The following is a 13,108-nucleotide window of genomic DNA, read 5'->3' on the forward strand; positions in this document are numbered from 1 at the left end:
GAAAAGGGGTCGGGAGTCTTTCTCGGATGAGCTAACAGCGAGATCAATAAAGACTCCCGACCCCTTTTCTGTCCCCCGACCCCTTTTCTGTCTCCCTGCCTATGCGCGCAGTCCCCCCGCCCTCCGCAACTGCTCCTTCAGCTCCGCATAGGTCTGCGTCACCGGGAATTGCGGGAACTGCTTGGCGACGGCGTCGGGCGGGCGGAAGAAGATGCCGGCGTCGGCTTCGCCCAGCATGGCCGTGTCGTTGTAGGCGTCGCCGGCGGCGAGGACCGTGAAGTTCAGTTGTTTCAGCGCGGCCACGGAGTGTTTCTTTTGGTTGGGCATGCGCAGGTGGTAGTTGACGATCCGGCCGGTTTGATCCGTTTCCAGCCGGTTGCAGAACAGCGTAGGGTAGGCGAGTTGCCGCATGAGCGGCAACGCGAACTCGTAAAACGTATCGGACAGGATGATGACCTGGCAGCGCTCGCGCAGCCAGGCGAGAAAGTCGGTTGCGCCGTCCAAGGGCCCCATCGCGGCGATGACGGATTGAATATCCGGCAGCTTTAGCCCGTGACGGTCCAAGATCGCCAGGCGCCGCTTCATGAGCAAATCGTAGTCCGGCACCTCCCGCGTCGTCGCCTTCAATTCGTCGATGCCGGTCTTGAGCGCGACGTTGATCCAGATCTCCGGCACGAGCACGCCTTCCAGATCCAAACAGACAATGACGGGTTTCTCCATGTTGATCGCTCCGCTTGTTCTACGAGAAGATGGCGAATAGCTAACAGCGAATAGCCGGCAGTGGTCAGCCCTCAGCTATCAGCTTCAGCCCCGCCGCGACATCCCCTGCCTCCTTAACAAGGAGGGGAGTGTAATGCGCAAAGGTTGCTGATCATAGCTTAAGCGCGTCGGCGCCGACAACGCTCGCGGGCTAGGCGATGGTCCGGTCCGCCACTTGCCCCTCACCCCGACCCTCTCCCCCGCTGGGGGAGAGGAGAAGGTGAGGGGGGATCGCTGCCCTGGCGGCGGATGCGACGGCGGTCCAGCCACCAGGCGAGCAGGGGAAGCGTCAGAGGCGCGGCGGGCAACAGGAGCGCGATTAGATAAGGACCGGTGGAGGCCAGCCGGCTGAGGTGAGCGCGGATCGCGACCCGGTCGTCCTGCGTCCACCGCTGCCCGTTGCGCGGTTTCATCAGCAGGGGCATCAGGCCCTGCACCTGGAGGACCTCGGCGAGGATGCGCCGGCGTTCGCGATCCGCCAGCTCCCGCAGGTTGCGCACGAACCGCGCGATAGGGTTCACAAAGCGATCTCGTGGCCTGTCTCCCCCTCCCCCTACCTCTCCCCCACCGGTGGGGGAGAGGAGAAGGTGAGGGGGGGCCGTCATCGTTCGTCGGTCTGTTGCCGGTGTTGAAATTCCTGGCTGAGGAACCGCCAGACCTTGTCGAGCGCCTTGTCCAGCAACTCCGCGCCTCGCCACGTCCGGCGGTTCTCGGCTTGATGGCGGGCCGCCCAGTCCAACGCGAGCGGAAGCGGAATCAGTCGCGCGGCGCCGCCGGTCAGCTCCGCCCACAAGAACCCCAACACGGTGCTGACCCGGACGGAGACGGGAATCGGCTTCACGGGATTGTGGGCCAGGTCGTCGCACAGCTCGGCCGGCGTGGTGACCAGCAGCTCGCGGCAGGCCGCCGGCCGGTCTTCGTAGATCGTACAGAGTTCGTCCTCCAGGAACGGGCAGGGCAGGCGCAGCGCGTAGTAGGCGCGGTTGACCGGCTCGAAGTCCTCATCCGTCAACGGACGGTCCGCTTCCGCCAGTTCCGTCAGGCGTGACCACAGATCGGCCTGCTCCAGCTTGGCTCGGGCTTGTTCCACCCTGGCCATGGTAGCGTTGCGGCGTTCGGCGGGTAACGCGCGCACCATGTCGAGCAGGGCGAACGCCTCCGGCGCGGAGACCGGCACCAGCATGCGGCAGCAGGCGGCGCAACCTTTCCGGCACGAGATAGTGAGCCCCGCCCCGGTGACCCGCCGCTCTTCCTGCGCGAGCGCCTGTTCGCCCAGCTTGCGCATCGCCGGCACGATGGCGGTGATCGGCACGAAGCCGGTCGGCACGTCGACGGCCGTCGTGACCTGTCCGGCCGGCGTGTTCAACGAGACATCGTAGCGGTCGGCCATACTCATGCGTGAAGCGTGAAGCGTGATGCGTAATGCGTGAGGAAAATACCGGGCTGATGCCCCTATTTGTTACGCGTTACGTGTCACGGGCTTCGATGCCGCATGCCTCATCGCCATCATAGGTGACAGTCCGGAAGTGGTCAACCGAGTCGGTCGTCTGAACGTCACCGACCTTGCGACGCCGGCGTCGATCACGGATAATGACGCGGTGAAATCGCTCACAGCGAATAGTCGATAGCGAATCGCGCGAAAGACAGTACGATGTGGCGAAGTCTGATTTGATGAAGGACAGTCTGCACCTTCGCCGGATCACCAAATCACCAGATCGTATTTGGACGGTCTGCCTGCTGTTCGCTGCCGGTCACCAGTCATTCACGGCCGCAAAGCGGCCACCCTGGAGCATGAAACTCGCCCCCTCCCGAAGCCCCTCCCCCTTGAAGGGGGAGGGGCAGGGTGAGGGTGAAGCTGATAGCTTCCTACTTATGCACTTGTCCGGCCACATGATCGGGCTTCTGAAAGAGTACATGCACGATCTGGTCGAGCAGGCTCGCCAGGAGACGGAGGCGCAGCGCTCCTTCGGTTTCACGCCCGCTCCGTATCGGCCGGACCAGGCGATTTCGGATCTGCTGGCGATTCTGGACGACCGCATCGAGTCGGAGGGTGTGCAGGTCGGGTTGCCGGAGGGGTTCTTGCACGACATGTGGACGCTGTGCAACGAGGCCCGGGCCCAGGTCGTCGACCGCGTCTGGCTGGAGGCGAACGTCGGCGAGCAGGCCGCGTCCAAGGCCAGGATCCGGGAATTAACCTACCGGGCGTTGATCGAGTTCATCGAACGGCGCGGCGAGTGAGCGAGTCGATGAGGCGTTGGACCGCCATGGCCGCGCTCCTTCTTGTCGGCTCGGGGCTCCTCCTCTTCCCGGCCGGCGATGACCCGCCGTCGCCTGTGACCGCGCAGGCGGCGACTCCCGCCGCCGTCCCGCCGTTGCGGCTTGTTCCGATCGTCACGAGCGGATTGCACGAGCCGCTGTATCTCACCCATGCCGGCGACGGCAGCGGCCTCCTGTTCGTCGTGGAGCAGCCGGGCCGCATCCGCATCGTCGAGCGCGGCGTGTTGCTGGAGACACCGTTTCTCGATATTTCGAAACGGGTGCTGAGCGGCGGCGAGCGCGGCCTGCTGGGCTTGGCCTTTCATCCCGACTATGCCCGCAACGGCCGCTACATCGTGAATTACACACGACGGCCTGACGGCGCGACCGTCGTGGCCGAATACCGGCGATCCGACCGGCCCGCCCGGTCGCGGACCGACGAGCGGGTGTTGCTGATCGTGCCGCAGCCCTATCCCAACCACAACGGCGGCATGGTCGCATTCGGGCCGGACGGGTTTCTGTACATCGGGCTCGGCGACGGAGGGTCGGCGGGCGATCCGCAGAACCGAGGCCAGAACCGCGAAGAGCTGCTGGGAAAGATCCTGCGGATCGATGTCGATCGGGGGACCCCCTATGCCATTCCTCCGGACAATCCGTTTGCCGCCGGCGGGGGGCGGCCTGAGATCTTTGCCTACGGGCTCAGGAATCCCTGGCGGTTCTCGTTCGACCGCCGGACGGAGATGCTGTGGGCGGCGGATGTCGGGCAATATGAGTGGGAGGAAGTCGATGTGATCCAGCGCGGCGGGAACTACGGCTGGCGCATCATGGAAGGCGCCCATTGCTATGCACCCCCGACCGGATGCCGGACCGAGGGGCTGATTTTTCCGGTCGCCGAGTACGGCCACCAGCGCGGCCGATGCTCGATCACCGGCGGCTACGTGTACCGGGGCCGAGCCATGCCCGCGCTTCAGGGGCTGTATCTCTACGGCGATTATTGCAGCGGCGAACTGTTCGCGCTCGATGCGGCGGCTCCCGCGTCGGGCGAGGCGCGCGTCCTGCTTGAGACCGGCCTCAGCATGTCGTCCTTCGGCGAGGACGAACAGGGGGAGCTCTATGTCGTGGATCACCGGGGCGGGCTCTACCGCCTGTCGACGGAGCCGCAACCCACCGGCGGCCGATCATAGTTTGCCGGCCAGCCGGTACAGCGCGAAGCCCGCTATCTCGACGACGGCGTCCGTGGTTTTGTCCAACGACCGGTTGTCCGGGATGAAGTCGAACACGGTCAGTTCGTCCCATCCGTCCGCTGGACGATGTTGCACTCTGTACCCGCACGGGTACGGCGTCACCTGCAGGCCTTGCTTGCGGAACAAAGCGGTCGCGCGCGGCAGGTGACTGGCGGAGGTCACGAGGAGCACGGATGCGTCGCCCAAGATTTGCTTCGTATAGGCGGCGTTTTCATAGGTCGTCCGGGAACGTTCTTCGAGCAGGATGGCGTTGTCGGGCACGCCGAGGCGTTGGGCCCATCGTTTCATCTCCAAGGACTCCGTGGGACCTCGGCCGAAAATCGTCGCGTCGCCCCCGGAGAGAAGAAGCTTGGGAGCGATCCCCTGCAGGAAGAGGTCGGCGGCGCAAGCGGTCCTCTGCCTCGTCAGATCGACCAACTCGTGCGCGGGTCGCAACGTGCCTTTGGTCCGGACGCCGCCGCCCAGCACCACGATCGCGTCGAATCGTGGCAAGGCTGCCGGCTCGGGCTGCGGGTACCAGGCTTCCAGCGTGCCCATCATGATGTCCGCGGTGATCGGGATGCTGAGAAGCCAGAGCGCCAGGAACGCCGACAGGGCCAGCCGTCTGATCCACCGGTGGCGTTGCGGTGACGGCGGCAGGAGGGCGAGGGCGACGGTCAGCCCCAGCAGCAGGGCGACCCACGACAGCGGATACAAGGCATACTTGGCAAGCTTGTACAGGCCGAACCAGAAAGGCGTCAGTTCCATCGCGGCTCCTCGTTGCTGTGGGGGAGGAGGTGATTAAGTAATCGGTGATTGAGTAATTAAGTAACCAAGTGATCGCAAGAATGCCATCTGTTTTTCATCACTCACTTACCAATCACTCAATCACTCTTTGTTCCACGATGCGCTCGGCGCACAAGGAGAGCCCCATGCCGGAGACAAAACAGTATTGGCTGATGAAGTCGGAGCCCGACGCGTTTTCCATCGACGATCTGCGGAACGCGCCCCGGCGAACCACCTGCTGGGACGGGGTCCGTAACTACCAGGCCCGCAACTACATGCGCGCCATGAAGGTCGGAGACCAGGTGCTGTTCTATCACAGCAACGCCGATCCGCCGGCGATCGTGGGGATCGCCGAGGTCGTCCGTACGGCCTATCCCGACCCCACGCAGTTCGACAAGAAAGACAAGCATTACGATCCGGCGAGCGATCCGGCCGATCCCCGGTGGGACATGGTGGACATCCGCTTCGTCCGGAAGTTCCCGACGCCCCTTCCGCTCGATCTCCTGCGCAAGCAGCCGGGGTTGAAGGGCATGGAGTTGCTGCGGAAAGGCTCCCGGCTGTCCGTCCAGCCTGTCCGACCTTCGGAATGGGCGGTCATTTTGAAACTGGCCGGCGGATGAGTCGTCGGTCGGAATGGAGGCGACTGTGCTTCGGAACCGTGAGGAAGCGGGCCGGCTCTTGGCGGATCGTCTGAGTTTTTATCGGGATGATCCCAGCGGGCTGGTGCTGGCGCTGCCCCGGGGAGGCGTCGTGGTCGGCGCGGTGATCGCCCGGAGCCTCCGACTTCCGCTCGATGTCATCATCGTCCGCAAGCTCGGGGCGCCCGGCTGTCCGGAGTATGCCCTCGGCGCGGTGTCGGAAACCGGCTCTCTCTTCATGAACGAGGAGGCGCTGGCCGAATTCCATCTTTCCGGTCGCGAACTGGATGCGCTGATCGCCTCTCAACGGAGCGAGATCGCGCGGCAGCAGGCCTTGTATCGGAAAGGCCGCCCGCTCCCCTCGTTGGACGGACGGGCGGTGATCTTGGTGGATGACGGGATCGCCACCGGCGCGACGTTTTCTGCGGCGGCCGCCGCAATCAAGTCGGCTCGGGCGGGACGACTGATCGCCGCCATTCCCGTCGGTCCCCAGGATTCGTTGGGGCGGATCAGCCGGCAGGTGGATGAACTGGTCGTCTTGGCCATGCCGGAGCCCTTTCACGCGGTCGGGCAGCACTACGTGGATTTCAGCCAAGTGGACGATGACGAGGTTCTCAGCGCGCTGATGCAAACTGCTGCCGCCCGTTCCGAGCCGGGCCCGGGCATCGCCTAGTGTTGCTGCATCCCGCGTCTCACAAGTTCCAACGACCCGTCCCCACCCTTCCCTCCCCCACCCTTCCCTCCCCCAACTTGAGGGAGGGTTAGGGAGGTGGCGAGTTGGTTGTTCGCTATGAGCTAGGTTCTTGCTTTTCCGTTGTCCAAGTAGCGGTGCTGCCAATCGAGCCAGGCGTGACCGAGTTCGTGGGCCAGGATATAGCGGCGGCGCGTGACTGGCAGGCGTTTCCGAATATAAATGGTTCTGGTTTCATTATCCCACAGCCCATCCGCGTTCGGGTCACGGCGGTCCATCTCAGAATCCGGCACCTGCCGGACCGTGATGCGGTACCCGAACGGAAGGACCACGCGGGTGGGTATGCGTAACATTTCGTCGACACTCCAGCAGTACAATCCAAGTAAGTCCGATTTCGGCGCGAAGACCTATGGGGTTGATCGATGCTCAGAAGACAGACCCTGAGAAGTCAGTGACCACCGGATCGAGGCTCTAGCCTAACACAAATCAGTCCGGCGATTCTCGCGGTACAAAGCTAGGTATTTCAAATACTTATGATGTCGATCGGATGAAACCGTGATCTCATGGTGCAACTGAATCGCCCCTTAAAAGCGGTCCTGTTTGATTTCGACGGGGTCTTGGCGGACACGGAGCCCCTCCATTTCCGGATGTTCCAACGGGTGCTTGCAGATTCCGGCCTGACGCTTACCGCACCGGACTATGCCGCCCGCTACCTCGGTTTGACCGACGAGGCCTGTTTTGTCGCCGTGTATGCCGCACAGGGCCTGTCCGTTTCAGAAGAACTCCTTGCTCAACTGGTCAGGCGCAAGACCGAGCTCATGCAAGACGCCCTGCGCGCCGATCCCGGGATCATGCCCGGCGTGACCGAGTTTGCGCGGAAGCTCTCGGGTCGCTACCGGCTTGCAGTGGTGTCCGGCGCGCTGCGGGAGGAAATCCGGCTGTGCCTGGAACAGGCCGGATTACTGGAGGCGTTCGAGCATATTACCGCGGCTCAGGATGTGAAAAACGGGAAGCCTGCCCCCGAGCCCTACCTGCACGCCCTCCGCCGGCTCGCTCGGACGGCGCCGCTGATCGGGTCCGAGTGTTTCGCGATCGAGGATAGCCTGCACGGGATCCGCGCTGCCCGGGCGGCCGGCATGCGATGTCTCGCCGTCGCGACGACTTACGCCCCGCAAGACCTGCATGCCGCAGACGCCGTCGTCTCTTCCCTGGAAGCCTGCGAGTTCGCCTCGCTCGTGCGCCGTCTGTGGGGATGAAGCGCCGCGGTCCGACCACTCGGCGACATCCCGCCGCCTCGGACTCGGAACCCCCTCGCGACACAGTCGGCGCGCGCGTTTACATGATTGTAGCGGAGCGTTAACACGCGCTTAACAAGGGCCGGGTACGCTGAAGATGGCCCGGAGGTGCGCCGGATATCGCCGGGCGCGGAGTCCAGGGCCGGGATTCATGTCGCACTTCGGATCCAACATCGCGCTTTCGGGTTCGCGGAGCCTCGATCCTTCCGCATTGAGCGTCGATCCCCGGTGCCTGCTGAAGGCTCTGGCTGGCGGCACCCTGCCGTTCTCTCCCTCTGACATCACGGCCGGCTCTGAAAACGAGCTGCAAGCCGCGGTGGAGGGGGCGCAGGACCGTATCGACTTCGCCATCACCCTGCAAGAGTCGAACTACTGGAAGAACGTGGCGAAGCGGGCCGCGGCCGGCGACAGTCCCAGGACGCTGCTGACGAACCTGGAGCGGTATCTCCGGGAGAATGCCCGTGCGGTCTGGGAAAATTCCTGGGTGCGGTTTCCACTCCGCGTCCTGAATCCGTTCGCCCTTCGGGTTTTGCAGCGGGATTTGGTGGCCGACAAGAGCAATGCCTTCAGCCCGCTGCGAAGCGACGTGTCCGCCTTTCTCTTTTCCCGCGAGGGCGACGACTGGCTCAGGGTGCCGATCAGCTACCTGCTCCGGCTGGCGTTGGCGCAGGCGATCGCGGATCAGCCGGCGTGGCCTCCGGCGGTCGCCGACATCGGCCGGCGGTGCATGGATCATTTTCTCAACGACAACAGCTCGCCGGAGACCTACTCCTTCTACGTTGTGCCGCTGTCTCCCGAGACCGGCATGGGATGCGCCGTCGCCCGCGAAACCGCAAAGCGGTACCTGTTGACCCAGCTCCTCGTCCTGTATGCGAACGAGCGATTCGGACTCGCGCGATCGGGGCAGCGGGCTCGGGTGTATTTCGCGCCGCATCCGCCCGTCCGGCAGAAGGAGCTGAACGCGCTCATCCCCGATGCGTTCTATCGCGAGCTGTTCATGAATCCCTGCCTGTTCGGATGGGATCGGGGCGAAGACAAACGCCGGTACATGCACCTGTGCCATCAGGTCCTGTCGCGCAGCCAGCTCAACGCGGTGATCAAGCTCAAGGACGCCGGCATCGTCACCCGCAACCTCGTGGTGCTGCCGAGCGCCTCGAACATCAGCCTCGCCAACAACGGCACCCATCTCAGTCTGGGAAGCCGCCTCCTCACCGAGGCGCTCGCGTCGGGCGCGTCGCCGTTCGACGCGTCGCACGAGAAATATCTCGGCGACCTGACGATCAAAATCGTGGAGCATTTCCTGCCCCTCTTCGTCGGGACCTACAGCGCGGCGCCGTATCGGTTGGATTTCTGGGATTGTCATCCGGAACGGGCGTTGGGCTTTCTTCCGCATGAACTGGACGGCGCGCACCTTCGGATGCTGTGGCGGCGATGGAAGAAGAAAGCCGGGTTGACGGTTTTCGGCCGGCCGGTGACGCCGGTCGGCCCGCTGTGGCTGGATCGGGCGATCAGTCTGCTGTTCGGGCTCAGAGGCGATTTCGTGCCAGACTTCCGGCTGATCGATTATCTGGTCTCGCTGCTCAGCACCGACCAGAGCCCGGCGCTGGACGGCACGCCCGGCAACGAGCAGCGGCTCAAACGCGATTTGGCGCAACTGGGGATCTTCGACGAGTCCATGTCGCTGTATCTGCTCTATAAACTGCGCGCCCATGCGGTCATGGGCTTCTCGGGATTCGAAGGGCGTCAGTACAGCCTGTTCGAGAGCCTGCGCGACGATCTGTCCGACGCGGCGAGCCTGCAGGCCCTGCTGACCGGGCTCGCCTTCCGATACATCGCCGACGGAACGGTGAGCCACGAGGACATTCCCGATACGCCGTTCGTCGAGAGCGAGCGGCGACAATTCATCTTCGCGACGGCCATCGGCATCCCGACCTGCAACGTGCGGGAGGACACGGCGAATCGGTTCATGCTGCGGATTCTGTCGAACACCCGCAAGACCCGCGGCAGCCGCCGCTATGCCGGCTGTCTCCGAGTGCGGCTCGCCGACTACCGTCAGGCCCTGGTGGCGACCATCGAGGCAGACGCGCCGGACCTCGTTCGCGACTTCGGCTTGCAGGACGCCCTCGCCCGCCTGCGCGAGCGGTTGGCTGATCCCGAACGGGCGACCGTCGCCGGAAAGCTGACGTCGGGCATTCTCCGCGAAGCCGGCGTCGCCTCTCCGCTGCGGTTGCCCGGGCGCGAGTTCAACCTGGCCGCCGAACACTACTATCGCGGGACCCTCAAGATTCGCCATCTCAGGGAAGCGTTCGCAATCGTCGCAGACGATCTCCGGCGGATCGATGCGGCGGAGGAACCCTATCGCCGGGCGATCGCGAGCGTCATCGGGCCGCGCAGCGCGGCCGATTTTTTCGCGTCGGTCAAGGAGGCGCTGGTCGGGGAGGAGCTCGACGCCGACGGGCTTCGCCGATGCCTCGCCCTCGTCCTGTTGGTGATCCGGCGCGACATGGAAGAGGCCGGGACGCTCCGGCCCGGATCGCGACATGCCGAACACGACCGAGCACCAGTACGTTGATCGCGCGACCGCCCAAGTGCGGACCGAGCGGCTGTACGCGGATCGTCTGGTGCGTTGGCTGTACGCCCAGCCCTGGGAAGACGCCGCGTGGCTCTTCAGGGCGTTGACGTCGGCCAGGACATCGAGAGCGCTCGGCTTTTTCAATTACGATCTGCCGTTCGGCTCCGCGCGGTGGGGCGTAGAACGGTTCATCCGCTCGCTCGGGGTGGATTTGGCGGAATGCGTGGACCCTCCCGGGCGGCTCGACACGCCCAGGAAAGTGTTCCAGCGCAAGGTGCGGTACTGGGACGTGCGCCCGATGGAGGACGATCCGAGCGCCGTCGTCTCTCCGGCGGACGCCCGCGTGTTGGTCGGTTCGATGGAGGAACGCTCGGCGCTGTTCCTCAAAGGCAAGTTTTTCGAATTCGAGGAACTGCTGGGGTCCGATCGGGCCCGCTGGATACAGGCTTTCCGGAAGGGCGACGTCGCCGTCTTCCGGCTCACGCCGGACAAGTATCATTACAACCATGCGCCTGTCGCCGGAACCGTCGCGGACTTCTACGCCGTCGCCGGACGCTACCATTCCTGCAATCCGTCGCCCGTGGTGGCGCTCGCGACGCCGTATTCCAAGAACGCGCGGGTCGTGACGATCGTGGACAGCGACGTGCCCGGCGGCACCGGGGTCGGGCTGGTCGCGATGATCGAGATCGCGGCCCTCATGGTCGGGGTCATCGATCAGTGTTACAGCGACACCGGCTACGATCATCCGCGGCCCATGGCGACGGGCCTGTTCTTGCGAAAAGGCCAACCCAAGAGTCTGTACCGTCCCGGGAGCTCGACGACCGTGCTCCTGTTTCAGCCCGGACGCGTCAGGTTCTGCGACGACTTGATTCGGAACAGGTTCCGCCCCGGCGTCCGCAGCCGGTATTCGCAGGGATTCGGGCGGCCGCTGGTCGAGACGGATGTGAAAGTGCGCTCGACGATCGCCCGCGCGCGCCGGAGCGCGTCGGCGGACATTCGAGCGGAGGCGTCGCGCGATGGCGAATGAGATCGCTCTCCTGAGTCTGTTTTTCGTGTACACGCTCCTCTTCCGGTGGGCGTTTCGGACCCTGCCGCGGGAGGAGTGGCAGATTCTCGCGGCGATCCCCACGCAGAAGGGTCCCGACGGCCGGTGGGAGGGACTCAACCTGACGTATTACGGCGTGTTGACCGCGAGCGCGGTCACGCTGGCGGTGGCCGTGCTGATCGTGCTGATGGGCGCGCTCGCGGTCCCGCTGATCGCCACGGCGAGTCTGGCGGCCCTCACGCTCGCGTTGTGCGTGCCCGCTGCGAAGCTCCTGGCGAGGCTGGTCGAAGACAGGCCGAACACCTTCACGATCGGAGGGGCGTCGTTTGTCGGGTTGCTCGCTGCGCCGTGGCTGATCCTGCTGACCAACGAGACGCTGGGAGAAGGGGCGGACGGCGCAATCCCGATGCTCCCGACGCTGGCCGCGCTGGCGATCGCCTACGCCTTCGGAGAGGGGACCGGTCGGCTTGCCTGCATCAGCTTCGGCTGTTGCTACGGCAAGCCGTTGAGCGCCGCTCATCCGGCGTTGGCCGGGCTGTTTCGGATGCGCCACTTCGCCTTCGCCGGGCCGACAAAGAAAGCGGCGTATGAGGGAGGATTGGAATCGGCGCCCGTGATTCCCGTTCAGGCCGTGACCGCCGTGATTTCTACGGGCGCCGGCCTGGTCGGCCTGTCGTTGTTTCTCCACGGCCGCATGCAGGCGGCGTTTTTGACCGCCTTGCTGATCACGCACGCATGGCGGGTGCTCTCCGAGCGGTTGAGAGCGGACCATCGGGGCGGCGGCGACCTGTCCGTCTATCAGGTGCTGGCCGCGCTCGGCTCACTTTACGGACTCGTCCTGAGCGTCTCGCCGACGGACGAACGGCCCGTGAGGCCGGACCTGCTCGCCGGGCTCGAAGCCCTGTGGAACCCCCTGGTCATCCTTTCGCTGCAGGCCGTGTGGGTCGCGATCTTTCTCTACACCGGGCGCAGTCAGGTGACGGCGTCCACGATTTCCCTCTCCGTCCTCAAGGATCGCGTGTGAGGCGCCCGCGGCCTTCGGCATCGCGGTGGCCTGCGGCCCTCCTGCTGGGCCTGGCCGTGCTGTCGGCCGCGGGATCGGCGTCCGCGCAACGCGATGCGATTCCTTCGGATTACCCGCACTCGCTCATGCGCGACCTGGCCGCCCTGTTAGCGGCGCTGGATCGCGATCCCTCCGACGTCGGCCTCCTGACCCGCTTGGCCGATCTCTATCTCAACATCGCGGATGACTTGTACACGGACGCCCAAGACCGGCTGGCGGCGTACGAAGAAGGCGCCAGAACCGCCGAACGCGCGATCGAGCTCCGGGAGGCGAACGCGGACGCCCATTTTCTTTACGCCGCCGCCCTCGGCAGCGCGGCGCGGTTGCAAGGCCCGGCCTCGGCGGCGCTCGTCCTCCGGAACGTCAAACGTCACGTCGCACGGGCGATCGAGCTGCGGCCCGATCATGCGCCGGCGCTGCAGATGATGGGCGGGCTGCTGGCGGAGTTGCCCCGGTTTCTGGGAGGCGATCCGGAGGCGGCGGAGCGCTATCTCATGCGGGCCATCGCCGCGGACGGGGACTACACCAACGCGCGGATCCTTCTGGCCAAGCTCTATCTCAAGCAGGGGCGAGTCGACGCCGCCCGCCTGCAACTGCGCGCGGTCGTCGGCGCCGCGCGTCCGCATTATCCGTATGCCTGGGCGCGCAGGTTCAAGCCGGAGGCGGAGCGGCTCCTGAAGTCGCTGGACGAACGGGAGTGAACGGCGGACCTGCGCCGCGCGCCCGGCGAAAGGTTTTACCGAAACTTCATCGCCCTGTGAGGAGTCTGCAATTCTCATC

Annotated in this window: 14 protein-coding genes; 9 read left to right on the plus strand and 5 right to left on the minus strand. The window is 65.0% G+C overall.

All coding sequences use genetic code 11. The features are described 5' to 3' along the window. Positions 1–99: 99 nt before the first annotated feature. The 3 genes from thrH to AB1555_09030 form a co-directional block, all read right to left on the minus strand. On the minus strand, positions 100–720 hold the full coding sequence (thrH, locus tag AB1555_09020; GenBank protein ID MEW6246836.1) for a bifunctional phosphoserine phosphatase/homoserine phosphotransferase ThrH: 621 nt from the start codon (positions 718–720) through the stop codon (positions 100–102). Between the two features lie 221 nt (positions 721–941). Beyond that, complete coding sequence (locus AB1555_09025; GenBank protein MEW6246837.1) at positions 942–1,280, minus strand: hypothetical protein; 339 nt, start codon at positions 1,278–1,280, stop codon at positions 942–944. 80 nt (positions 1,281–1,360) lie between these two features. Beyond that, positions 1,361–2,155: a YkgJ family cysteine cluster protein gene (locus tag AB1555_09030; GenBank protein ID MEW6246838.1), complete on the minus strand. Its 795-nt coding sequence runs from the start codon at positions 2,153–2,155 to the stop codon at positions 1,361–1,363. A 476-nt stretch (positions 2,156–2,631) separates the two neighbouring features. Between AB1555_09030 and AB1555_09035 the strand changes: the two genes are divergently transcribed. Both AB1555_09035 and AB1555_09040 read left to right on the plus strand, forming a co-directional pair. Then, positions 2,632–2,997, plus strand: coding sequence for a hypothetical protein (locus tag AB1555_09035; protein MEW6246839.1), 366 nt, complete (start codon positions 2,632–2,634; stop codon positions 2,995–2,997). A gap of 8 nt (positions 2,998–3,005) precedes the next feature. Then, positions 3,006–4,199: a PQQ-dependent sugar dehydrogenase gene (locus AB1555_09040; protein ID MEW6246840.1), complete on the plus strand. Its 1,194-nt coding sequence runs from the start codon at positions 3,006–3,008 to the stop codon at positions 4,197–4,199. Here AB1555_09040 and AB1555_09045 read toward each other — a convergent pair. Further along, complete coding sequence (locus AB1555_09045) at positions 4,194–5,006, minus strand: YdcF family protein (protein ID MEW6246841.1); 813 nt, start codon at positions 5,004–5,006, stop codon at positions 4,194–4,196. The genes AB1555_09040 and AB1555_09045 overlap by 6 nt on opposite strands. Positions 5,007–5,170: 164 nt before the next feature. Between AB1555_09045 and AB1555_09050 the strand changes: the two genes are divergently transcribed. Together AB1555_09050 and AB1555_09055 are read left to right on the plus strand one after the other, a co-directional pair. After that, positions 5,171–5,644 (plus strand): EVE domain-containing protein, encoded by a 474-nt coding sequence (locus tag AB1555_09050; protein MEW6246842.1) that lies wholly within the window; start codon positions 5,171–5,173, stop codon positions 5,642–5,644. Positions 5,645–5,669: 25 nt separating this feature from the next. Beyond that, positions 5,670–6,335 carry a phosphoribosyltransferase family protein gene (locus AB1555_09055; protein ID MEW6246843.1) on the plus strand — a complete coding sequence of 222 codons (666 nt, stop codon included), beginning with the start codon at positions 5,670–5,672 and terminating at the stop codon, positions 6,333–6,335. A gap of 122 nt (positions 6,336–6,457) precedes the next feature. On the opposite strand, the gene AB1555_09060 is transcribed toward AB1555_09055, so the two are convergent. Next, entirely contained in the window at positions 6,458–6,706 is a 249-nt protein-coding gene (locus tag AB1555_09060; protein MEW6246844.1) for an ImmA/IrrE family metallo-endopeptidase, read from the minus strand. A 210-nt stretch (positions 6,707–6,916) separates the two neighbouring features. Between AB1555_09060 and AB1555_09065 the strand changes: the two genes are divergently transcribed. The 5 genes from AB1555_09065 to AB1555_09085 all read left to right on the plus strand — a co-directional run bounded on the left by AB1555_09065 (position 6,917) and on the right by AB1555_09085 (position 13,029). Further along, positions 6,917–7,609, plus strand: a complete 693-nt coding sequence (locus tag AB1555_09065) for an HAD family phosphatase (protein ID MEW6246845.1) — start codon at positions 6,917–6,919, stop codon at positions 7,607–7,609. Positions 7,610–7,799: 190 nt separating this feature from the next. Then, on the plus strand, positions 7,800–10,220 hold the full coding sequence (locus tag AB1555_09070) for a hypothetical protein (protein MEW6246846.1): 2,421 nt from the start codon (positions 7,800–7,802) through the stop codon (positions 10,218–10,220). Next, positions 10,189–11,247 carry a phosphatidylserine decarboxylase gene (locus AB1555_09075; GenBank protein MEW6246847.1) on the plus strand — a complete coding sequence of 353 codons (1,059 nt, stop codon included), beginning with the start codon at positions 10,189–10,191 and terminating at the stop codon, positions 11,245–11,247. The genes AB1555_09070 and AB1555_09075 overlap by 32 nt, the downstream gene beginning before the upstream one ends. Then, positions 11,237–12,289, plus strand: coding sequence for a prolipoprotein diacylglyceryl transferase family protein (locus AB1555_09080; protein ID MEW6246848.1), 1,053 nt, complete (start codon positions 11,237–11,239; stop codon positions 12,287–12,289). The genes AB1555_09075 and AB1555_09080 overlap by 11 nt, the downstream gene beginning before the upstream one ends. Then, on the plus strand, positions 12,286–13,029 hold the full coding sequence (locus tag AB1555_09085) for a tetratricopeptide repeat protein (GenBank protein MEW6246849.1): 744 nt from the start codon (positions 12,286–12,288) through the stop codon (positions 13,027–13,029). The genes AB1555_09080 and AB1555_09085 overlap by 4 nt, the downstream gene beginning before the upstream one ends. Positions 13,030–13,108 lie beyond the last annotated feature (79 nt).

This window comes from Nitrospirota bacterium, from assembly GCA_040755395.1.
Lineage (GTDB): Bacteria > Nitrospirota > Nitrospiria > Nitrospirales > Nitrospiraceae > DATLZU01.